Source organism: Paenibacillus sp. FSL R10-2771 (assembly GCF_038000205.1).
GTDB classification, from domain to species: Bacteria; Bacillota; Bacilli; order Paenibacillales; family Paenibacillaceae; genus Paenibacillus_AQ; species Paenibacillus_AQ phytohabitans.
Genome location: NZ_JBBOBM010000001.1, coordinates 5,305,649 through 5,328,329 on the forward strand (window position 1 = coordinate 5,305,649; position 22,681 = coordinate 5,328,329).

General features: G+C 54.0%; 14 protein-coding genes. 2 read left to right on the forward strand and 12 right to left on the reverse strand.

Going from position 1 to position 22,681, the window contains the following annotated elements:
* Nucleotides 1–278: 278 nt before the first annotated feature.
* From NSU14_RS22605 to NSU14_RS22645, 9 genes are all read right to left on the reverse strand, one after another.
* On the reverse strand, nucleotides 279–2,618 hold the full coding sequence (locus NSU14_RS22605) for a glycoside hydrolase family 95 protein (protein ID WP_340947387.1): 2,340 nt from the start codon (nucleotides 2,616–2,618) through the stop codon (nucleotides 279–281).
* Between the two features lie 61 nt (nucleotides 2,619–2,679).
* The gene (locus NSU14_RS22610) at nucleotides 2,680–4,470 is read right to left on the reverse strand and encodes an alpha-1,3-galactosidase-related protein (protein WP_340947388.1); all 1,791 of its coding nucleotides are present in this window, start codon (nucleotides 4,468–4,470) and stop codon (nucleotides 2,680–2,682) included.
* 67 nt (nucleotides 4,471–4,537) lie between these two features.
* Nucleotides 4,538–5,824, reverse strand: coding sequence for an SGNH/GDSL hydrolase family protein (locus NSU14_RS22615; protein ID WP_340947389.1), 1,287 nt, complete (start codon nucleotides 5,822–5,824; stop codon nucleotides 4,538–4,540).
* Between the two features lie 215 nt (nucleotides 5,825–6,039).
* Nucleotides 6,040–7,719: an extracellular solute-binding protein gene (locus tag NSU14_RS22620; RefSeq protein WP_042134903.1), complete on the reverse strand. Its 1,680-nt coding sequence runs from the start codon at nucleotides 7,717–7,719 to the stop codon at nucleotides 6,040–6,042.
* 94 nt (nucleotides 7,720–7,813) lie between these two features.
* On the reverse strand, nucleotides 7,814–8,719 hold the full coding sequence (locus tag NSU14_RS22625) for a carbohydrate ABC transporter permease (protein WP_042134901.1): 906 nt from the start codon (nucleotides 8,717–8,719) through the stop codon (nucleotides 7,814–7,816).
* Nucleotides 8,720–8,734: 15 nt separating this feature from the next.
* Entirely contained in the window at nucleotides 8,735–9,619 is an 885-nt protein-coding gene (locus NSU14_RS22630; RefSeq protein WP_039307795.1) for an ABC transporter permease, read from the reverse strand.
* Nucleotides 9,620–10,643: 1,024 nt separating this feature from the next.
* Nucleotides 10,644–12,935: a helix-turn-helix domain-containing protein gene (locus tag NSU14_RS22635; RefSeq protein ID WP_340947390.1), complete on the reverse strand. Its 2,292-nt coding sequence runs from the start codon at nucleotides 12,933–12,935 to the stop codon at nucleotides 10,644–10,646.
* A 257-nt stretch (nucleotides 12,936–13,192) separates the two neighbouring features.
* Complete coding sequence (locus NSU14_RS22640; RefSeq protein ID WP_083705134.1) at nucleotides 13,193–17,146, reverse strand: X2-like carbohydrate binding domain-containing protein; 3,954 nt, start codon at nucleotides 17,144–17,146, stop codon at nucleotides 13,193–13,195.
* Nucleotides 17,147–17,853: 707 nt separating this feature from the next.
* Nucleotides 17,854–18,354: a MarR family winged helix-turn-helix transcriptional regulator gene (locus tag NSU14_RS22645; RefSeq protein ID WP_076242562.1), complete on the reverse strand. Its 501-nt coding sequence runs from the start codon at nucleotides 18,352–18,354 to the stop codon at nucleotides 17,854–17,856.
* A gap of 206 nt (nucleotides 18,355–18,560) precedes the next feature.
* On the opposite strand from NSU14_RS22645, the gene NSU14_RS22650 reads away from it, so the two are divergent.
* The gene (locus NSU14_RS22650; RefSeq protein WP_076242561.1) at nucleotides 18,561–20,195 is read left to right on the forward strand and encodes an MDR family MFS transporter; all 1,635 of its coding nucleotides are present in this window, start codon (nucleotides 18,561–18,563) and stop codon (nucleotides 20,193–20,195) included.
* Between the two features lie 99 nt (nucleotides 20,196–20,294).
* Here NSU14_RS22650 and NSU14_RS22655 read toward each other — a convergent pair whose 3' ends face one another.
* Both NSU14_RS22655 and NSU14_RS22660 read right to left on the reverse strand, forming a co-directional pair.
* Complete coding sequence (locus NSU14_RS22655) at nucleotides 20,295–20,762, reverse strand: MarR family winged helix-turn-helix transcriptional regulator (RefSeq protein ID WP_042134894.1); 468 nt, start codon at nucleotides 20,760–20,762, stop codon at nucleotides 20,295–20,297.
* A gap of 82 nt (nucleotides 20,763–20,844) precedes the next feature.
* A complete protein-coding gene (locus tag NSU14_RS22660; protein ID WP_042134892.1) occupies nucleotides 20,845–21,279 on the reverse strand; it encodes a MarR family winged helix-turn-helix transcriptional regulator in 435 nt (144 codons plus the stop codon).
* A 118-nt stretch (nucleotides 21,280–21,397) separates the two neighbouring features.
* Here NSU14_RS22660 and NSU14_RS22665 point away from each other — a divergent pair, with 118 nt between their 5' ends.
* Nucleotides 21,398–21,853: a CBS domain-containing protein gene (locus tag NSU14_RS22665; protein ID WP_039309990.1), complete on the forward strand. Its 456-nt coding sequence runs from the start codon at nucleotides 21,398–21,400 to the stop codon at nucleotides 21,851–21,853.
* Nucleotides 21,854–21,927: 74 nt separating this feature from the next.
* Here NSU14_RS22665 and NSU14_RS22670 read toward each other — a convergent pair whose 3' ends face one another.
* The gene (locus NSU14_RS22670; RefSeq protein ID WP_076242560.1) at nucleotides 21,928–22,527 is read right to left on the reverse strand and encodes a TetR/AcrR family transcriptional regulator; all 600 of its coding nucleotides are present in this window, start codon (nucleotides 22,525–22,527) and stop codon (nucleotides 21,928–21,930) included.
* Between the last annotated feature and the right edge of the window lie 154 nt (nucleotides 22,528–22,681).

Sequence of the window (22,681 nt, forward strand, 5' to 3'; positions counted from 1 at the left end):
AGTTGTACAGACTACAGTTATAAGAGGCGAGCAGCCCTTTTCGCCTTTTTTAGTTGTACATTATACAACTATCACGGAATTCCCCGTTGGAACTGAATACTCAAATTGCTGCATGTATGAAATGTTTGAATGAACTCACTACTCTAGCTCTGATGTAGTACGATTCAGTCGACAGTTCCATAGCGCCATAGTCCCCTAAGGCTTCATTCCCGCCAAGAACACACGGTTATCGTGCAAAAGCAGCAAATAAGCGGGGGCGGATTTCGCCCCCGCCTTCCTTATGCCAACAGCTCCAGCCGGCTGCCCAATTTGTAGCTTCCGCCTGCTTCCGCCTGGAAGTCTGTTCGTACATCACCCCATCGCACCGTCACCGTTCCCGGAGAAAAGGTACGGACCTCGGCTGCAGTCAGCTGGCCGTTATCCCAGGCAACATCCACTTCCGCATTACCCTTGGCCCGCAGGCCGGATACCGCTCCAGTGCTCCATGCCGCAGGAAGAGCAGGCAGCAGATGAATCTCTCCCGCGTGGCTCTGCAGCAGCATCTCAGCAATCAGTGCTGTACCGCCGAAATTCCCGTCGATGACGAAAATATTGCTCTCCGCTCCGGCAATGCCCGATTTGGAGTAGGTAAACAGATTATCAAAGCACAGGCCGCCAATCAGGTGAGAAATATGCTTATAGGCATTCTCCCCGTCATGCAGCCGGGCAAACCCGAGTCCGAACAAAGCCGCCGTAAACTCCACATCCTCCAGCTCGTTCTGTTGCATCCGGTTCTCCAGCGTAACTCTGGCTGCCCTGCTGAGTTCCGGTGTCCGGCCGGGAGTAATCTGATTGCCGGGGTACAGCGCGAACAGATGAGACAGATGCCGGTGCTCCGGCTGGGCTTCCTCATAATCCTCCAGCCACTCCTGCAGCTGCCCCTTCCTACCGATCTGGAGCGGCGGCAACTTAGCGGCAGCCGCCTGAAGCGTCTGCCGGAACGCTTCATCCCGGTCCAGAAGCGCTGCCGCCATCAGGCAGAATTCAAACAGCTCCCGGACCAGAATCTGGTCCATCGCCGGACCCATGGACAGCTGCTGTGCTCCTTCCCCGGCATGACCGGGATAGAAGCTGTTCTCCGGTGAATTCGCCGGTCCGGTAACCAGCCAGCCATGCTTGGGGTGGATACACATGTAATCGAGGAAGAATACGGCCGCCTCTTTGAGCACCGGATAGGCCTGGCGCGCCAGGAACTCACGGTCCAGACTATATTCATAATGCTGTATCAGATGTGTGGCAAGCCATAGTCCGCCTGTAACATTAAGTCCCCATGAAGTCTCCCAGCCGGGAAGCGTAAACCCCCAGATGTTCGAAAATACATGCGCAACCCAGCCCTTGCTGCCGTACAGATGGCCTGCAGTTGATTTTCCCGCCTGTGCCAGCTCTTCAACATAGCGCATCAGCGGAAGATGGCTGTCCCCCAAATTCGTAATCTCCGTAGGGTAATAATTCATCTGGGTGTTGACGTCCAGATGATAGTCACAGCTCCAGCCCATCCGGCAGGCTTCCCCGTCATTCCAGATCCCCTGCAGATGCATAGGCAGCGGCGAATCCGCCCGTGAACCGGCGATCGTCAGGTAACGCCCGTACTGCAGGAACAGCGCGAACAGCTGCGGATCATCCCCGCCACCCCGGGCCAGGGATTGAATACGCTGACCGGTAGGGAGATCCGCCTTATCTGAGCGCCCCAGGTGAATATTCACCTTGTCATACTGGCTGCGGTAATCGGCAATATGCTCTTCTCGCAGCAGTTCATAGCCCTTGCCTGCCGCCTGATCAATGGTGCTGCGGCTTTCTGATTCCCAGTCCGCATCTGTACGGCGGTAATTCGTGCTGACGGCGAAGTAAATCCAGGCTTCATCCGCTCCGCTGACAGTCAATAGGCCGTCACCGCTATGAATCGAACCGCCGGATATCACCACCTTGACCCATCCTTTGGCATAGACTCCGCAAGTGCCGTTGCTGTGTATATTTTCTGTTGCCTGGCTCTTGAATTCCAGCATATCGCCTTCCACGGCTGTCGCTCTAAACTGCCCCGTCCCGTTCACCAGACTGAGCGAAAAGGACACTGTACCCGGCAGTCCGCCCCAGATCCTTGACGCTACCAGATCACCCGCATGCGAGGCAAAAACCTCACGGTGCAGCGTTGAACTCTTACCCTGATGCACCGCTCCGGCCACCGCATTCGTCAGATCCAGCTCCCGCCGGAATTGTCCGCCATCTCCTGATTCCTGCTCCCGGTTCTGCATCTGCTCTGCAAAATCAATCACCACCTCGCATAGTCCGAGGTTCGTGCCGAAATTCTGCTTCTTAGGCTGCAGATGCCGCTTAGCCAGACGGTCGCCCCCTTCGTAATCCCCGCTGAAGAAATGCTGGCGCATTTCTTCCAGCGCAGCCTTACCCCCTCCGGAGGAAGGTACCGGGTCGCTCTGCCCCGACCAGTAGGTGACCTCGCTCATACTCCATACTTCGCGGTGTGGAGCAGCCATCACGACTGCCCCTAATCTGCCGTTCCCCAGAGGCAATCCCTGGGCCCAGCTCACTGCCGGCTCAGAATACCATAATTTGAAATCATTCATACCGCATTCTCCTGTCTGTCATAATCTGCCCGCCTCCAGCAGGTTCAAGGCACGCTTACATTCACTGTTCCTCTATGCAAAAAGAATTCGCTGTCACGTCTACCCCGCTACAGGCTGTAAGCCGGACAGCATTCTCAAGGCTTGAGAACCTTTCCTTGTCCATGCTCTTGTCCTTGTCCTTGTCCATTTTCCTGTTTCGATCTCCCGCATCTGCCGCCGCAACAACCACACGGTTATGTCTGAACGTTAAGCCCTGCGTGCTTCTGGCACCGAGAACGGGGGCATCCCCAGTCTCAAAGTGGTTGTGCTCTATGCATATATTCCGGTGCACAGGTGCCCTGCTGTCCGCTTCCTTATTCTCCGGGGCTATGTGGATGACCGGAGCTTCACTGCTGCCGCAGGCAATAAACTGGTTCCCGGCAATGGTCATGTCCCTGACCACACCGGACTCATACCAGGACTCTACATCGGCAGCAACCAGTATGGCGCTCATCTGCATCCGTTCGAATACGTTATCCCGGATTACTGTTCTGCGCCGCGTAGCCGCCAGAATCCCTCTGGTCGGAATCCGCGAGAAAACATTCCCCCTGATCTCCACCTCAGGAGTCCAGGTGACATTCTCAATGACATCATTTCCGCCGATGCCCGGCGGAACCGGCCTTTCCAGCGTTAACTCCAGTTCGCGCGGATTCAGCTGCCGGACACCGGCAACCCGGCTGGCTGCATAAGCTGTCAGGGATTCCGCACGGACGAACTCAATCTCATCGCCCGGGTGAAAGGCCATGAACCCATACGTTTGCGGATGCATAAAGCGGACCCTCAACGTGTTTCCGGCAGACTGCCCGGCAATCCGCAGATAGGTGCCGTGCACATTGATTGCATCATCATGTGCCCCGCTAAAGCGGCTGTCTTCGATCAGAAGCTGTCCCCTGCAGCCGGACAGATGAATGAAATCGGCGAATCCGGCCACAGTCCGCCCGGTTTCAGGGCGCGGCGACAGATCCAGCTGCCGGAAGAGAAGATCCCGGCTGAACTGGCCCACGATCCCCAGCCCATGCATGAAATGCACACCTGCGTTCTGAAACGTCACGCCGGAGCACTCCGTGATGAAGATTCCGGCCTGATCCCGGATGCCGTCCCGTACCTGCAGGACATTCCCCGGGGTAGCCTCCGGCCGGAAACCGAAACAGAATCGCAGCCTGTGAGGGCCGATCTCTTCGACCTGCCGGGCCTCTGCCAGCCAGTTCTCCGTCCGCCAGGTTATGTTCTGCACGGGATCATAAACCTGCATCGGGCCTTCACGGAACCGCCAACCCTCGCCTGTCCAGTCCAGCCTGCCGCCGATCAGCTCATACCGAGAATCCGGGTGCACGGTGACTTCGCAGAAGTCTGCACCGCATTGCTCCACGGTCATCTCGGCTACTGTAGGCTGGACATAATCCAGATGCAGGTTGCGGATCTCCATGTCCGTGCAGCCGTCCAGAATCAGCATCGTCTGCTTCCCGTGGAAGAGGAACAGCGAGCCGTTCCCGTCCAGTGTCAGCTGACGCCGCCCCTTCAGCAGCAGCCCTGCGGTTTTGGTCACATCGGGAAGCTCTTCCTCGCTGGCCGTGTTGGTAATGTAATAAGGAACCCGGAGCGCGGCGTCCGGGTAGAAATGATAGCAGCCCTGCGGGCAGTCCAGCAGCACCGGTCCTTCCAGCCTGCCTGCGGCTTCTATTGCCCGCCGCATCGCAGGCTGGGCATCCCCGTCCGAATCCGGAACGGCGCCGAAATCAGTCAGCCGTAGCACAGTCCGGTGAACCGGCTGATCATCGTCTACGGGATGAACTTCGTGATGAATATCAAACACCTCCCGGATGAATAGTTATGAAGCAGACGGCTCATGAGTTGCCGGACTGCTCAGTTGCGGTGCTGCATCAGTTGTGCAGTAGCTTAAGTACCCGCAGACCGGTCCCGGTACTCCGGCTGTCCTTGTGCCCTGTATTGCGGACAGTAATCTGCAGAATACCGCGCTCCGCTTGAATCGGGAACAACGCCAGGATTGGACGGTAAGCATTCAGGCACCAGTCATCGAACAGATTGACTTCAGCGTAAGGCCCGCCGTTCAGCGAATATTCCACAATACCCGAGTCCGGCCCGTACAGCAGCACCAGTCCGGCACCTTGTCCCGTCACCGTGAAGCTGAATTCTGCCTGCGGATCATCAGTATAGGCATGCTCTGTAGAGAACCGCCAATTCATCAGCGGCTCCCCGGGCTCCAGCTCCTGGGTGCGGAAGCCTGCGGAATAGGCGGCGGCACTGTAATCCAGCAATCCGCCGTACTCGTAATTCCGGCTATCCAGCGGAGCGGGCAGTGCCGCTTCCTTTATCAGCTGCACCGTCTCTTGCGCTTCTGCTTCCTCTCCAGGTACTCCTGCTTTACGCCCCGTTTCCTTTTTCAGCACCGCCGTCTCTTGCACTTCCGCTTCCTCTCCAGGTACTGCTGCTTCCCGCCCCGCTTCCTTTTTCAGCACCGCCGTCTCTTGCACTCCTGCTTCGTCTCCACGCACCGCCCCCACTTCCGGCCCTGCCTCCTCCAGCCATCCCGGCTGATTGCCGCCTTTCCCAATCGCCTGCTGCAAGTACTCCTGCACCAAGCCGGCATAAAGCGCATGCCCCGCATCGAGCGGATGGTATCCGTCCGGAGCGAACTTCTTCCAATCCAGCTCACCCGTGTGGATCATGGTGTACACCTTTGCCGCACAGTCAATCGACGGGATGCCATAATGATCAGCCACCTCCTCATGCACGGCGATATTGAAAGGCTTGTAGCCGGTCAGATTCTTGTCGGCTGCCGTGTACACGAAGATCAGCTCCGTCTCCGGTGACAGCCGCCGGCACTGGCGGACAATTCCTTCCATACCGCGAATGGACTCCCCGCGGTCCTCCCCGTCATTCACGCTGAATTCAACAAACAGCAGGTCTATCTCCCCGTGGTGCAGCACATGCTCCTGCAGCCTGTGTGCACCGAAGGTGGAGGTAGTCCCGCCGACTCCGGCATTGATGCAGCGCACGGGATGGCCTGCGTATAACCGTTGCAGGTAAGCACCGGTCAACGCGCGCCAGCTGGTCGTATCCGCATCCGAAGCGCCTGCCCCCTCCGTAATCGAGCCGCCCAGAAAAGCGGCTGTAAGCGGGGCATTCCCCGCAAGCTTACTTTTCATCCCTGGCAGCCCCCGGCGCGGCGTAATACTTGGATTTACTCCGCTGTTCTTGCAGCCCATGAGTTCACCTCCAGAAGCCATAAATGGATACGTCCTTATGCCCTTTTATTTGTCCTTTAGTTCAGCTTGCATACCTACAAACAGCAATGCCGGCCAAAGAGGCCGGCATCCGTTTTGCAGCGGTTAGGCCGCCCGCGTTTCCGCGCTATCCGGCTTTATTTCGCTGACACATCATAAGCCTTCTGCAGAATCTCCAGATAGCGGTCCAGCTTCAGGTCTTTAAGACCTTTTACATAAGCATCCCAGTCCTTGTTCAGATCCTTGTTGCCCGTAATGAACTGCAGCTCGTTCTGCTCAATGTAGTTTCTGAGGTTCGTCTGCAGCATGCTGGCTTCGTCGATGTCACTCGGGTCAATCCAGATCGACCAGAGCGGGAACAGGTCCTTCGGTTCATGGCCCTCATACAGCAGCGTAGCATCATAGAGTCTGCGTTCATATCCGTTGGAAGCATAGATATCTGTTCCCTGGACAAAAGTATCGCGGTACTCCTTCGGCATATAGAAGTGGCCCATTCCGCTCCAGCCCGCATTGCGCGGCGCTTCGCCTTCTGCCATCGGAATCTGCTTGATCACCGGCTTCGAATCCTTGCCGAGTGCCACATCGCCTTCACCCGGATCGGTCCAGTCAATGCCTTTCATTCCGCTGGCCGAGTTGGTCTGGCCTTCCGGGGTGAACATATAATCGACCATTTTGATCAAAGCAATCTGTGCTTCTTCACTCGCTTTGTTGGTAATGACAAACTTGGCTCCCGGCGATACACCGCCTGCATCATGGGTGGCGAACGATACGCCGGAAGGACCGGTAAGCGGAGCAAGCGGGTTGTAATGCGCTGAACGCGTGTTGCCCGGGTCAATATTGATGAAGATGGCAGGGTGCATGCCCGCACCGGCGCCAAGAATTTCCGCATCGGCGTTCTCGCCGATTTTTTTGAACGCTTCAGCATTCTGGGTAAAAGCCCCCGGATCAATCAACCCGGCATCGAACAGGGATTTGATATAGGTCAGGCCCTCTTTCCATTCCGGCTTGATGGCTGCCGATTCGACCTTGCCGTCCGGTGTCAGGTTGAGGTAATTGCGGTCATCGTCATAGACGAAGCTGTTCATCAGATAAGGAATAATACGTACACCGAAATCTTCAGTGGAACCGCTCAGTGGCACTTCATCGGCCTTGCCGTTGCCGTTCGGGTCCTGTGTCTTGAAGGCTTCCAGCATCTGCTTGAACTCTTCAGTAGTTTTCGGTTCTTCCAGATTCAGCTTTTTAAGCCATTCGGTGTTGATCCACATTTTATTCGGATAAGAGCAGTGGAAGCATTCCGTGTAAGCACCCAGCCCGTAAATATTGCCGTCCGGCGCTGTGTTCAGCGTCTTCAGTGCAGGTGTTTTTTCCATTGCTGCCTTAATGTTCGGTGCATACTTGTCAATCAGATCATTCAGCGGCACAAGAACGCCCTGCTGGCCGTATTTCAGCACATCGCCCTGCGAGAATTCATCAATATAAGCGGTGAGCAGATAAGCATCGGGATAGTCGCCACTGGCCAGCGAGATCTGTCGTTTCTCTTTGGCCCCGTCGGACGGGTTGATCTGCCAGTCGAACTTAATATTGAATTTGTCCTGAAGGAAGGTGGTGAATTTATTGGTTGGAATATCAATGCCCGATTCCTGGACAGCAAAGACGCTGACTTCAACAGGTGCTGCCGCAGCCGGTGTATTTCCGCTTGCATTCCCGCTGGTGGCCTGGGCGCCCGAAGGGCTGTCTGTATTTTTGCCCGAGCATCCGCTGATCACAACTGTAAGTACCGTTACCAGCATTAACAAACTAATAAGGCTTTTCTTCAAAATCAATCACTCCCTTTTTTTGAGTTGAACAGGGTGGATATTTCTTGCTGCCGGCTGATGAACTCACCCCCTTTGCAGGTGTACATGCCAGGCCTCAGCCCTTAACGGACCCGACCAGCATCCCTTGAACGAAATAACGCTGCACAAAAGGATAAATCACCAGCACAGGCAGCGTAGCCACAACAATCAGCGCATATTTCAGAAGCTCCGCCATCTGCTGCCGTTCCACCATCGCCATTGCATCCATCGCTCCGGAGCTGTTGTTCTGGATAATAATACTGCGCAGCACCAGCTGAAGCGGGAACAGATCCGCCGTCTTCAGATAGATTAGTGCGTCGAAATAGGAGTTCCACTGGCCTACGGCATACATCAGCACCAGCACCGCAAGGATCGGCTTGGATAACGGAAGCACTACACTGCGGATGAACCGCATGTCACTGCAGCCGTCAATCTCGCTGGCTTCAAGGAGCTCCTCTGGAATTGAGGCCTGGAAGAAAGAACGGGCGATGATCACCTGCCACACCCAGATGGCATTTGGAATCAGGAGCGCCCAGCGGGTATCGATCAGGTGCATCTGCCGGACCACCATATAGGTGGGGATCAGCCCGCCGCTGAAGATCATCGTGAACGTAATTACCATCATTAACGCATTCCGTCCAAAAAACGCTTTGCGCGACAAAGGGTAAGCAATCATTACCGTCAGCGTTACGCTGATCAGTGTGCCAGCCGCCGTATAAAAAATTGAATTGGCATAACCGGAAACAATCTCATGCGTGCTGAACAGCACCTTGAACGCCTTGAAGGAAATATCGACGGGCCAGAGCCACACACGGCCGGAGGTTACAGCCGCCGGGCTGCTGATGGAGCTGCTGATAATGAAGATAAGCGGGTACAGGACGGCTATCACCACAAGGATGAGCACCGCATAGACCACAGTGAGGAAGATCCGGTCACCGGTGGATTCTTTGATTTTTTGGGAAACTGCTGCCGAAGCGGCCATACGAGCACTCCTTTCCTACCAGATGCTGTTGTTCGTGATTCGTTTGGCCAAGCCGTTAACCGTAAGCAGCAGGACCAGATTAATTAAGGAATTGAATAAGCCGACGGCGGTGGCGAAGCTGTAATTGGCATTCAGCAGACCGATCCGGTACACATACGTAGCGATGATCTCGGAATTGACGATATTCAGCGGATTCTGCAGCAGATATACCTTTTCGAAACCGATCGCCATCACATTGCCTACATTTAGAATAAGGATAATCACAATTGTCGGCACGATGCCCGGAAGGTCGATGTGGCGGATTTTCTGGAACCGTGAAGCTCCGTCCACCTTGGCTGCCTCGTACAGCGTAGGGTCGATGCCGGCCAGGGCGGCCAGATAGATGACGGCGCTATAGCCTGCGGTCTGCCAAATATCGGACCAGACATAAATCGAGCGGAACATGCCGGGCTCCCCGAGGAAATTCACCGACTCCAGCCCGAAGAAATTCAGGGCAATATTGGCGAAGCCGAGGCGCGGAGCGAGAAACAGCATAATAATCGATACCATGACCACCGTCGAGATAAAATAAGGTGCGAAGGAGACCAGCTGGACAAACCGTTTGAACCGTCCGCCGCGGATTTCGTTGATCATCAGTGCCAGCAGGATGGGAATCGGGAACCCCGCCAGCAGCAGGAAGCCGCTCAGCAGAATGGTATTCTTCACCAGCGTCCAGAACATCGGATTCTCGAAAAAGAGTTCAAAGTTCCTGAAGCCTACCCATGGACTGCCCCATATGCCTTTGATGACGTTATAATCCTTGAACGCCAGAACCGCATTCGCCATCGGATAATACTTGAAGATCAGAAAAAACAGCAGAGGTGGAATGACCAGCAGATGGAGCTGCCAGTGCTTCAGCATGCTTTTTCCGGCGTTTGACAGCCAGCTCTGGCCTTTCCTCCGGGGCGCCGGCTTGTTATTTAATATCAGATTCTTCTCCAGATTAATCCCCCCTAAAGTTGTGCCAGCGTTTATTGCGTTGGTTTGTGCCCATGATTGTACCTCGTGCAAAAATCGCTGCGGAAGCGTGTGATTGGTTTCTGTGTGGCTTCGTTAGTTCATTTTGCGTAAAACTTGCTGCGGAAGCAGGTACTTGGTTGTGCTAAGTTGCTTCACTTGGATTGCTTCAAGCAGAACTTGCTGCGGAAGCAGGTGTTTAAGTTTGACTGGCTAAATTGTGTGATAGCGCTTTCTCCACGACTCGATCATAAGGTCCTGCGGCGGGTCTTGAACAGGTACATTTCCGTATTTTGCGTACAGTTCACCCGGATTCCGGGGTCCATTGCATACGCTTACATCCCGCATTCCGCTTATACCTTGTCCAAATCAGGGGCACTTCTGCCCCTCATTCCCTCATCCCGCCTACTTTTGGCGGATTCAGGGGCACTTCTGCCCCTCAATTCCTCGTCTCGCCCACTTTTGGCGGATTCAGGGGCACTTCTGCCCCTCGTTTCCTCATCCCGCCTACTTTTGGCGGATTTAAAGGGATTTTTCCCTCTCATTCTCCCGTCTCGCCCACTTTCCGGCACATTTAAGGGGATTTATCCCTCTGATTCTCCCGTCTCGCCCACTTTCCGGCGCATTTAAGGGGATTTATCCCTCTGATTCTCCCATCCCGCCTACTTCCGGCGCATTCAAAGGGATTATCCCTCTTACCCTCCCGTCCCGCCCACTTTCCGGCGCATTTAAAGGCAGCTGCTATTTCCGGCTAACTCAACTTGGTACTAATTTAAAATGAGAAAATTTGTTTTATCAACATTTATCTGAATGGTGTTCTTTTCCTAATGGTGTTCTTTTCTAAACGATGTACTTTACCAGACAATAAAAAACGGCCGCGCGTCCGGACCATGGACAGCTGCAGCCGCTTAAGCATGTGAAATCAATACTATTCGCCATGCGATTGTCGGTAGGTGCTCGGCGAAATGCCCGTCAGCCGCTTGAACGCCCGCCGGAAAGAATGTGAGCTGTTGTAGCCGACTCTGGCCGCGATCTCATCCACCGTGTACCGGCTCTCTCTCAGCAGGATTGCCGCCTCATCCATCCGCACCTTAATCAGGTGATCCGAATAATTCACCCCCGTCACTTCCTTGAACAGCTGCGAGATATATTTCTCGGGCCGCTCCACATGCTCGGCGACGCGGTACAGGGTGAGCTCGGTATCGGCGTACATTTCTGCAGTATACTGGTACATCTGCTTGATGATCTGGGTGTGCGCATCCTTCTTTTTGTTGGTGATGAATCCGCATAGCTCTCCGGTCAGCTCAAGGAATTCCGTCTGGATTCTCTCCAGCGGCGCCGAGGTGTCAATGTCGATAATCTGCCGTTTGACGCTCTCCCCCAGCGGGGACTGCATGAATATTTTTTGATCCAGCAGCTTGAGGAAGGTGCCCTTCATCTCCCCGATCAGCTGATGCTTCATTTCCATAGACAGCTCGCGGGGCCCCAGATTCTGTGCAAAAGTAGCCTCCATAATCCGCTCCGCCTCGGCCAGCTCGCCGGCGCGGATCGTACTGATCAGACGCTGCTCCGTCTCCAGAGGATAATAATAGGTCGTATTCTCAATCTGCACCTCCTGATGGCGCAAGACTCCTTTACGGTTCGTATATACGGCATATTCCAGCGCCTGTCTGGCCTGCTCGAAGGACTGGCTAACCTCAGTAACCGACGAGAAATACTCCCCGAAGCCGCCCTGCACCGAAATGCGGTATTCCTCAAACACCCGCTGAACCCCCTGATCCATCAGGCGTTCCATCTCATCTTCCTTGAGTGCCGGCCCCCTGTCAGCTGTGCTGGAGAGGAACAAAATGACTATTTTGTCAGAGCCCATATCCGTCATCGGGAGCGGACCCGCCAGCTCGGCAAATGTCTGCTTCAGCAGGAGCCGGGCCGCATTCAGCTCATTGAGAATTTCAACGCTGTCCATACCGGTATACCCTTTAATCTGCAGAATTCCCGCATACCCGGTTCCTTCACCCAGTCCGATATCCGCCTGCTCTGCTGCCGTGACAATCTCTTCCCTGGATTCGAATTCCCCGGCGATCAGCCGTTTGAGAAAAGCATCCCGGACCAGCGGCAGCTGGCGGTTCAGCTCGGTCTCCAACAGCTTGTTCTTCGTTATCATGTCGGCGATATTCCCGCTCAGGAAGTCGAATTCATTGCGCTCCGGACTGTCCTCCTTGCCGAACTGCTCCTTCATCACGGCCAGCAGACGGTTAATCGGCATACTGTTTCTGTAGGCAAGCACAAGCCCGGCCAGCAGACCGAGGAATAGGGCGCCAGCCGTAATCAGCCAGGTCATATGCTTAATTTTATTGGCGTTCTCCATCAGCACACTGCGGGGAATCCCCGCCTGGTACACCCAGCCATTCGTGCCGGAGCGGGTCGTTATGACGAGATCATCCCTGTAGAACTGGCTTACCTTATCCGCGTCAAAAAAGGGATCAGCAGCCAGCTTATCCACGTAAGCATTATTTTGCCCCTGCAGCACTATGGTATTGCCGTCCGCATCGCTGATATGCACCCAGCCGCCGTCACGCTCGGTCAGCCCGGACAGCAGACTGGCGATAATCTTCTCGTCAATATTAACCACCACGACAGCCGGCGAAGAATTATTGAAGCTATCCAGCGGCAGGGACTGCATATAGGTGATTACCGAGGTAGGTGTACCCTTACTCACAAAAGCGCTCAGCGGCTTAATCTCACTCCGGTGCGTACGGTCCAGAATCTCCTTTTTCCACTCCTCCAGCGGGAGATCCTTGTAGTGATAGATCTCGTAATAATGATCCGGGCGGTAGGAGGAGCCGGCAGTCAGCACCAGATCATAATTGGCCAGATAAATATAATAGTCCTGCAAAAAATCATTCGTCTGTCCGAAGGTCAGGACATTGCGCATCGCTCTCCAGATCCCGAACACATTCGTTTCACGGCCTTGTTCATTCATCAGAACATTCAGTTCCTGATTAATGGCCAGCTGCCGGGTAAGCCCTTCAACCTCAGCCATGCGGCGCTCCAGAATCTCCTGGCTTTTCTCCAGCTGGGTCACGCTGTTCTCAATCGAAATGGACTGGGTTACAGAGATTGAGGTGTGGTACGACATATAGCCCCCAATGCTGGGAATAATTAAGATGACCAGATAGGAGATCAGAAATCTGCGGAACACCTTGGAGTACTTGGGCATGGTAAGATTCTCCCCTCTATTGGTAGCGCTATCATAATATTAGCTTAAAACAATTTGCCGTCCAGTCAAGCTTTTGTCCTGCGCCTCCGCACGGTGGCAATCGGGAATTTAATAAAAAGCAGCGATGCAGGCCGGCATCACTGCTTTTTATTAGTAATTCCGATCTCGCTGCAGACAACTGCCGCCCGGCGCGAGATTCGCGCGAGCGGCAGTGCAAGCGGATGATTAACATTAGTCAGATGTTAGAAATCCAGGAATCAGGAGCCGCTGAACTGCTCACCGCCTCCGTCTGCAGGCTTCCAGGCATGATTCACCGAAGCCTCCATGATATCGGCATAAGCCCAGTGGGTAAGCGGAACATCCCGCCACGGGGTAACTGCCATCCCGCGCAATGGTCCTCTGCCGGTAAGTCTGTTAATCACCGTAACCGCCTCTGCCCGCGTTAACGGATTGCCGGGCTTGAAGCTGCCGTCGCTGTAGCCGCTCAGTATTCCGGCACCCTGCGCCTTCAGGATGGCTGCCTCTGCCCAGTGCCCGGCAATATCCGGGAATCCGCGGCCTGCCGCCGTGTCTGCCGGGTCTGCCGGTATCAGTACGGCTGCAAGACTCGCCATCTCGGCACGGGTAATCAGCTGCCCGGGCCTGAAGCTGCCGTCACTATAGCCGGTCATCACCCCGGCTTCGGCCACAGCAGATATCGCCGCTGCTGCCCAGTAATCTGCGCTTACATCGCTATACGATGCCGCTGATCCGCCGGCCTCCGGTGTGATGGCTGCGAAGAGCAGCGATGCCATCTCGGCGCGGGTAATCTTCTGGTTCGGCTTAAATAAGCCGTCCGGATACCCTTTGGCATATGCAGCATGCTGCCCCTCCACCATGCCCGGCGTAGAATAAGGAGCCACTGCTGGAGACGGTGTAGGCGTCCCGGTCACTGCAGGCGAAGCGGTTGCAGCCGGAGCCGGATTACCTCCGGTTTGCGCAGTGGCTCCAGGCTGTGGTGTGGCTGTAGCTTCCGGCGTTGCAGCAGGTTCCGGTGTTGCACTTGGAGCCGGTGTTGCCGTCGGCTCTTCCCCCGGACCCTCGTCAGCAGCCGGCAAGGTGATTCTTACCTGATCGGCCAGCATAAGACTGCCTGATTTCATCACAGCCTTCAGCACATGCGGTCCTGCCTCCAGTCCCGTAATCACGGCAATACTCTGCAGGATCTGCCGGTTCGCGCTATAGGCGCTGGCAGTCTGCTGCAGTTCACCGTCCACGTACAGCTCAATGTCGCCCAGTTCCGGGCCTGTTGGCCCTACAAGCGAAATCCCGCTACCCGTGAAGGCATATTCGAAATAGTCTCCATCCTTCTCCGTGTAGTGCACATCATTCTGATAATCACCGCTGAATTCAAAGATCAGCGTAAGTGTTCCAGCCGGCTGAGCGGCCAGATAGGACTTCGCAAGCGTGACTGTACTGCCGGAGAGCGTATAATCCGTATCCTCTACCAACGTGTAAGACCCTTGGCGGATGCCGCCGAACAGTCCCGGCTGCCGGAGCAGCGTCACGTCTATATCCGCCTGAGCCGCAGCTGCCTTGTCGAAGACAGCTTCCACAGGATTAACGAGGTCGGGAATTTCCACCTTCAGCATATCCAATAGCATGAACCGGCCTGACTTCTTCACTGCCCGCAATGTATGAATGCCTTCCGGAAGACCGGAAATACTGTACAGATTCTGCTGGGCCAGCCGCCCGTTCCGGTACGCGCTTACGGTTTCTTTGAATTCTCCATCGACATAGATATCCATATCCCCCTGCGAGCTGTCTACTTCGGTATACAGACTGATCCCTGTCCCGTTGAAGGCGTACTCAAAGGAATCACCATTAAGCTCGGTGTACTGCACATCATCCTTGTAGTCTCCCATGTTTCTTCCTGTGCTGCGCGACCAGGAGCCATTATAGGTGATTCCCGGATCATCATTGTTGATCTGTTCGTAGCGCACTGTAGAGGAGCCTGTTATCTGGACAGTGAACAGCTCGCTGCTTCCACCGTCGAAGCTAAGCGCCAGCTCCGTAAGGCCGGATGGCTGGTTGAACAGATACTCCTTTTTCAGGATGACTGTGCTGCCGTCAGCAGTGTAATCGGCGCCCGGCAGCAGGGCAACGCCATTATTCGTGATTGCCAGCAGCGAGTCGCTGCCGGCTGCCAGTGCAAGCTCCAGATCCGCCTGGCTGCCAGGGGCCTTGTCGAAGCTGCCTGCCTGCGGATTAATCAGCTGGCCTGCCGTAATCCGCAGCGCATCAAGCAGCATATATTGGCCGGAGTCCTTGACCACCTTCAGAGTATGCTCACCTTCCGCCAGCCCCGAAGCGCTATATACGATCTGCTGGGCTTCCTTATCCCCGGACGTATACGTGCTCACCCGGTCCGGACTTGTGGCATCGTCCAGATACACCAGTATATCGCCTTGTGCGGGGTCCTTCTCCGTCAGCAGCTCAATTCTCGTACCGCTGAAGGTATACTGGAAATAGTCACCGTTCTGCTCCGTATAGTGCACATCTGCCCTGTGGTCCCCGGCAGATCTGCCGGTCGAGGAAGACCAGGAGCCGCTGTAGGCAATCGCCGGATTGCTGTCATTGACATAGACCGAGCGAGTAACCGATGCTCCGCTGCCTGTTCCCGGATCAATCGGATCTGCTCCAGCACCGCCCCCCTGTTGCCCGCCGTCCCCCGGATCTCCCTCACCCGGAGCCGGAGATGTATCAGTGATGCTGATATTCATATCCTGGCTGCCGGGAACCTGCTCTTTCCCGCCATTACGCTGCCAGGAGCCAGTGTAGCGCAGCCCGGTATCATCATCATTAACAATCGAGGTGCCCTCCTTGGCTGTCACCTTGAACATCCGCGAAGCATGCGGTTCAAGCGCACCTGCACTGTAACCGTCCTCGAAGGTTCCAAGCTCAGTGTGGCTCCAGAGATCGCGGACAGAAGCGGGGCCTTCGAGTCCGATATCGCTCCACTTCACATCCACTGCTGCACTGCGGCTGCCGAGATTAAAAAGGGCCACATTATAGGTACCGTCGCCGTTATTCGCGTACCAGACCTGCTGCTTCGTATCCATCGACACCGGATGAGCAGGACGCCCGGACTGGTTGACGGCAATGACCTCGTCATTCGTCAGCAGCTGCAGGCCATAGTCGTCAAGCCGGGTCATGTCGTTGCCGATATAGAGCTGCGCCGCAGATACGGCCCAGAAGGTCATGGCTGTCTGCCGTTCATCCTTGGTCAGACCGTCCATTGCCCCGTTTCCGACATTGAGCGAATCGAAGTCATTCCATCCGCCGGGACCGGCATCCCGCCACCATACGGCAGCATCCGGGAACAGCCGGGCGATATTGGCCCACTGGGTTAATCCCACATTGCTGTCGTAGGCTTCAACATCCCACTGGATCCGCCAGCCGTTGGCGTATTTCTTCCAGAAGTCCACATAATTATGATCGAGCGCCCAGGAGAGCTCAAACCATATGTCATGCCGGGCCAAAGCCTTGGACCAGGCTTCCACATCACCGCGTGCATCAAGACTCAGATTGTTGATTCCCGACCCCGGAGTCACGCTGTCAAATTTGACGAAGTCGATCCCCCATTCGCCAAGCATATCGGCGATGGAATCAATATACTTTTGCGCGCAGGGGTTGCTGAAATCGATCTTGTAGCTGTAGGCATTCCAGGCATCCACAATCTTGAGCGGCTGCACGGCAATGTCCTGCATCCGGCATTCACCGGCAGTTCCGTAGATTTCCAGATTCTGATTATAGGCATCGATAGACAAGCCGGGGATCAGGTAGATTCCGATTTTCTGCCCGTTGTTGTGGACATAGTCGATGACCTCCTGGAACCCGTTCGGGTAACGCTCAGTACTTGGAATAGGCCTGCCGTATTCATCCATACTTCCGTTCCAGCCAGCGTCAATATTAATATACTCATAGCCGTGCGACTGCAGCTTCTCATGCATGGCATCCGACTGCTTCTTGATGCTGTCCGCCGATATCCAGTTCCCTGAAGGCTCATACACCTGCATACTGAAGCTGCTCCAGCCCATATAAGGCTTCTGTGCCAGCTCCTTGTCAGCTGCCTCCGCCACATTCTGCCTGGTTCCCGCAAGTCCGGTTTGCGCTGCTGTCATGATCAGCATCAGCAGGCACAAGCCGATTTTCTTACCCAAAGACTTCAAATATCCCAGCTCCCCTCGGCAATTTATAAAGCGTTTTCTATTTCTGCCGCAACTTGCCCACTGCATGCTCATTGCATGCTCGTTGCTTACCCATGGTGGAACGGCCAATAATGGCAGCGCTTTCCATACGAGTTGATCATAGAGGGGTTCTGCCCTCCTTGGATAGGTACATCTGCGGTGTTCGGCGTACAGCTTCCCCTGTTCGCGGGGGACAAAACTCAGGCGCGCATCCAGTTTTCCTGCAGTTATTGCTCCTTGTGATGGTAAATGGCGCCCCAGGATTAATTGGATTTCCTCCACTTCCTAAGGCCTCACGGGTAGCCTTACCGATTTTAGCTGGATTTTCTCCACCTAATTTTCCCTCTTCCCTCGTTTTTCTCCGATCCGTGTGGCAGCAAGTGCTATTTTTCCAACTAATCTACCGTATACAGAGGTTTCTGCGTTATTAGATGTCGTTTTTCCACTTAGCATGCTTTCTCTTCTTCTCTTCTTCTCTTCTTCTCTTTGCGTTGGCCAAAACAAAGATTGCCTGCTGTGGAGAGGACATTGGCACAATCTGCGGGACATCAAGCAACAGAAAAACCGCCTGAAATCAGACGGTTAGCAAAAGTGGAATTTATGGTTTAAAGTCTTCATCACTTACAGGTTTACAGGTTTACATCTTCCATGTTTACAGTTTACAGGTTTATAGTTACCCGGATTACGGCTCATTCGGACGCATTCCCCATTACCCGCGGCCGTACCTCGTTCACGGCTTCCATCAGCCGGCCGCAGGTTGAGATCAGCTGATCAATCTCCTCCCGGCCCACCTTATCGATAATCTCGGCCAGCACATCTGAATAACGGTCCATTCTGCTGCCGAATACCTCCTGGCCTTTGGCCGTCAGGCAGATATAGATAACCCTGCGGTCGGTTTCGGACATTACACGTTCAATGTAGCCCTTCTCTTCCAGCGTACTGACCATTTGTGAAGCCGTCGGCCGGCTGACCTGCATCAGCTCACTTAATCTGGAGACCATCAGGCCGCGGCACGGGCCTCCCCGTTCCTGTTCATCCGCCTCCTGTTGCTTCATAGCTGCATGTATGACAAACATCGTTACAAATTCTCCATGCGGGATAGAGTCCATGCTCTGCTGACGGGGGGTTAGGCGTTTTATATTTTCCAGTGTGATAAGCAGCTGCCTTTCCTGACTGTCCTGGATACTCATGAGACACCTCCGTTCTATATCATTAGATTACCTACCTAACATGTGAAAATCAATACAAACCGCTATTATCTTCCGATAAAAAATAAAATTATTGTGATGTTTAAAATAGTTGTGTATTATACATAAAAGGTAGTTTGGCTACCTAATTAGAATATCATAAAAGGCCAAACTATAATACGTACAGGATCAAAGGAGAGTACCCTGCCATGGAGCATCTCACGCAAAAAAAGAAAGTAACCATTATGATCGCCTTAATGGCGGCTATGTTCTTCGCGGCAATCAACCAGACAATTGTCGGCACCGCAATGCCCCGGATTATTGCCATCCTGGGCGGAATTGAGCATTACACCTGGGTCATCACCATCTATATGCTGACCTCCACCATTGCCACGGTGCTGGTCGGTAAGTTATCCGACATTTACGGCCGCAAGCCCTTCCTGCTCGCCGGGATTGTTATTTTTATCATCGGGGCCTTCCTGTCGGGCTTGTCTGACAACATCTATCAGATGATCACCTACCGCGGCATACAGGGTGTCGGCGGCGGAATTCTGATGTCGGCCACCGTCACTGCCGTAGGCGACCTGTTCGCTCCCCGGGAAAGGGCAAAGTGGACGGGAATTATGATGGCCATGTTCGGCTTCTCCAGCGTAATCGGCCCTACCCTCGGCGGATTCATGGTCGATCATATGGATTGGCGCTGGATCTTCTGGATCTTCCTGCCGCTCGGGATTGTAGCGTTCATCATGATCTGGAGAATGTTCCCCAAAGGAACACGCGCCACTTCCGAAACGATTGACTATCCGGGCTCCATCTTCCTGTCCCTCAGCATCGTCGCACTGCTGCTCGGCTTCTCCTGGGCAGGCACCAAATATGCCTGGAGTTCACCTGAGATTCTCGGACTGTTCGCGGCAGCCATTGCCGGTGCAGTCATTCTGATTCTGATTGAGCGCAAGGCCAAGAGCCCAGTGCTGCCGCTCTCCCTGTTCAAGAATTCGATTGTCACCATCTCGATGATTATCGGCTTCCTGATGAATGCGGGCATGATGGGCGCCATGATCTATCTGCCGTTCTTCGTGCAGGGGGTAGAAGGCGTGTCCCCGACCAATTCCGGCTTCATCAACATGCCGATGTCGCTGATGATGATTGTGCTCAGCACACTGGCCGGCCGCTGGATATCCAAGTCCGGTAAATACAAGCGCTACGCCATGATCGGCATGCCGTTTATGGTCGCCGCAATGATAATGATGGCCTTCATGAACAGCATCGTCATGGCTGTGGCCAGCATGATTGTCTTCGGGATCGGCCTCGGGCTGGCGATGCCGGTATTCACGCTGACCGTGCAGAACGCCGTGGCTCCGCAGATGCTGGGCGTAGCTACAGCTACCACAACTCTTTTCCGTAACCTTGGCGGTACTATCGGGATTGCCGTTATGGGTACCGTGATGAACACAACTCTTACGCATAAGCTGGAATCTGCAGTGGCCTCCGGCAAAGGTCCCGACCTGTCCAAGCTTGATCCGGAAGCCGCGGGGCAGCTTACAGCCTTCATGAATCCGCAGCTGCTGCTCGACCAGCCCAAGCTGAAGGAGCTGCATACCACGCTGCCGGAGCAGATCCGGCCGCTTTTCAATCAATTGATTGAGATGCTGCGCGGGGCGCTTAGCGACTCCCTGACGGTAGTGTTCCTGAGCGGTACTGCGCTGCTCGTAATTGCAGCCGTGCTTGTTCTGTTCCTGAAGGAGATTCCGCTGCGTTCCAGCGAATCCAAGACAGAGGCTGCCGCAGAGGAAGCCGGTGCGGGGAGCAAGCTGCGGAAGGAAACTGCGCCAACAGGGCATTAACAGATCCGCAAGTTAATCCTTATAAACAGCAAAGAGATGTCCCGGAACAGCTACAGCTGCGGGACATCTCTTTTTGTATACAATGCCCAATATTACTGTTCAGAAATCATTCTGCTGGCTATTCAGCTGCTCGAAATATTCGTATACCCCGTTCAGCAATTCGCTTAAGGTCTCACTTCGTTCTTTGCCGAGATGGTCAATCATCCCCTGGAAGGTCTCCCGGGATTTCGCCACCGCCATATCGGCAAGATGCGCACCCTTGTCCGTTAGTGTAATGTCGCTGATTCTGCGGTCCTGGCTATCCGGCGTGCGCACAGCGTACCCTTGGGCAATCAGGCTGTTCACCATCTGCGTGACCGTCGGAGAAGTCACCTTGAGGAGCTTGCTGATATCGGAAACCGTCCGCCCCTTGTTGCCTTCCTGCTCCATGCCCTTCTTGATCGAGACCAGCACACGGATTTCACTCGGCTTCAGTCCCCAGAGCGTCGTCTTGCGCCAATTCATCCGGGCAAACTGCTGAAAAGCCTCTATTAAATCATCAATATGTTCATATTTATCTTCGTTCATCGGTACACCCCATAAGCTTTATTAACTTAAGTATAGCCCAAAATAGCCCAAACCCTCCACTCAGGAAACGGCGTTGCCCTGGTTAATCCTCTTCCAGAAAGGTCGCATTGAATTTCCGCAGCAGCTCCCCGAAGGAATCTCCCTCTTCATCCGACCAGTTCGCCAGCAGCTTGCCCATAATTTCCTGCCGCATCTGCCGGTTCTCATCCAGAATTTCTCCGCCCAGCTCCGTAATCTGCAATGTATAGGCCCGTCCATCCACAGGGTCCGGTACACGGATGATATATCCCTTGTTCTCCAGTGCAGCTGCCTGCCTGCTGACGGTGGAGATATCCAGCTGGAATTCATCGGAGAGCATCTTCACTCCGGCAGTTCCGTTATTGAAAGCAATCTGATGCAGCAGCAGATAGGCCGCCCGGTCGAGATTGCCGATTTTTTTGTACGTGGTAAGTGAGGTCAGACGGCGGACAAGAACCGCCATTTCCAGCTCTATCGTCTCTATTGAACGTTTCTCCATGCAGTCCCATCCTCTTCTCTTTCTTCATTGACATCGTTCTTTCCACTTGTATAATACAAGTATATACTTTCATTATGCAACTTATTTGTGCATGAGATACTTTTCAGGGGGAACCTATATGAAAGCCCATGAGTTCATGATCCGCCAGGTCTACAAGGTCAAGCAGGAAGACACTGTACGGACTTTTATTGAGAAATGCATCACCCACCGGATCAGCGGCATGCCTGTAGTCAATGACCGGAACGAGATTGTCGCTTATCTGAGCGACGGAGATATTATGCGCTATATCGGCAGGCATGAGGATCTGATTGTGGATTCTTTTTTCCAGATCAATGTATTCGTCGGGGATAATGATGAGTTCGAAGAACGGACGCGCAAGCTGCTCAATCTGAACGTGATGGCCATCGCCAAGAAGAAGGTGGTCACTGTGCACTACGAAGAGGACATTGAACAGATCGCCACCATACTCGGCAAAAAGCAGATCAAAAAGGTCCCCGTTGAGCGTAACCGTGTGCTGGTCGGCATCATCAGCCGCGGCGATGTAATCCGCCATTCCTTCAAGGCTCTGCTCTAGCCAGATGCTGTGTTCTGCTGTATTCTGCATTCTGCTATGCAAGCTGCCTTACCGGACTGTTGCCGGCGCCGCGTCTATTGCGGCTCCCGGCCGCATAAGCCATAGAAGAAGATGTGAATAAGCTCCTCCAGAAACGCATCCTTATCCTCATGCCCTGCCAGGCTGCCCAGCATCTCTCCCGAGCTCTTAATATATAACTGTATGGTCAGCAGAACCGCCTTCACTGACACTTTATCCGAAATTTCTCCCCGGGCTTTGCCTTCTTCCACCATCTGTACCATTAGCGGTACAATTTGCTCTTCATATTGCCGCTGAATATATACGTACATCTCCTGATCATCAACCATAATCTCCTTGATTGACGCCGGCGGCAGGCTGGAATAGGTCTCCTTCTCTTTAAAAAGGCTATAGGCAATCAGTTCCTTGAGCGATTGCTGCCGCCTCATTTCCTCCCTGAACTCATCAATAGCCTGCTGGATAAAATCCTTGAAAGATTCGCTAATCAGCGCCTCTTTGCTCCCGAAATAATTATAAATCGTTACCTGTGACACGCCGGCTTCCCGGGCAATGTCCGCAATTCTCAGCCGCTTCGGCTCCCAGGTGTTTAGCATGGAGATCGTTGTCTTCATGATTTTGTCCTTGATTAGAGCCGTGCGCTTCTCAAAACCGTTCATTTCCTTCACCCTAACTTGACGTTGTAGCCGGGCTGTTTCCCTACCCGAAAAAATAATGAAATATATGAATGTTTTCATTTCATAATTATATTGACTTAGGCGTAGCCTGGGACTATTATAACATCTGAAATATCCATTCAATACTATTTCATTA

Bases quoted from the DNA above. Each gene is read 5' to 3' on its own strand.
- NSU14_RS22605 (WP_340947387.1), bottom strand. From the start codon at position 2,618: ATGAATGATTTCAAATTATGGTATTCTGAGCCGGCAGTGAGCTGGGCC.
- NSU14_RS22615 (WP_340947389.1), bottom strand. From the start codon at position 5,824: ATGAAAAGTAAGCTTGCGGGGAATGCCCCGCTTACAGCCGCTTTTCTG.
- NSU14_RS22625 (WP_042134901.1), bottom strand. From the start codon at position 8,719: ATGGCCGCTTCGGCAGCAGTTTCCCAAAAAATCAAAGAATCCACCGGT.
- NSU14_RS22630 (WP_039307795.1), bottom strand. From the start codon at position 9,619: ATGCTGAAGCACTGGCAGCTCCATCTGCTGGTCATTCCACCTCTGCTG.
- NSU14_RS22635 (WP_340947390.1), bottom strand. From the start codon at position 12,935: ATGCCCAAGTACTCCAAGGTGTTCCGCAGATTTCTGATCTCCTATCTG.
- NSU14_RS22645 (WP_076242562.1), bottom strand. From the start codon at position 18,354: ATGAGTATCCAGGACAGTCAGGAAAGGCAGCTGCTTATCACACTGGAA.
- NSU14_RS22650 (WP_076242561.1), top strand. From the start codon at position 18,561: ATGGAGCATCTCACGCAAAAAAAGAAAGTAACCATTATGATCGCCTTA.
- NSU14_RS22655 (WP_042134894.1), bottom strand. From the start codon at position 20,762: ATGAACGAAGATAAATATGAACATATTGATGATTTAATAGAGGCTTTT.
- NSU14_RS22660 (WP_042134892.1), bottom strand. From the start codon at position 21,279: ATGGAGAAACGTTCAATAGAGACGATAGAGCTGGAAATGGCGGTTCTT.
- NSU14_RS22665 (WP_039309990.1), top strand. From the start codon at position 21,398: ATGAAAGCCCATGAGTTCATGATCCGCCAGGTCTACAAGGTCAAGCAG.
- NSU14_RS22670 (WP_076242560.1), bottom strand. From the start codon at position 22,527: ATGAACGGTTTTGAGAAGCGCACGGCTCTAATCAAGGACAAAATCATG.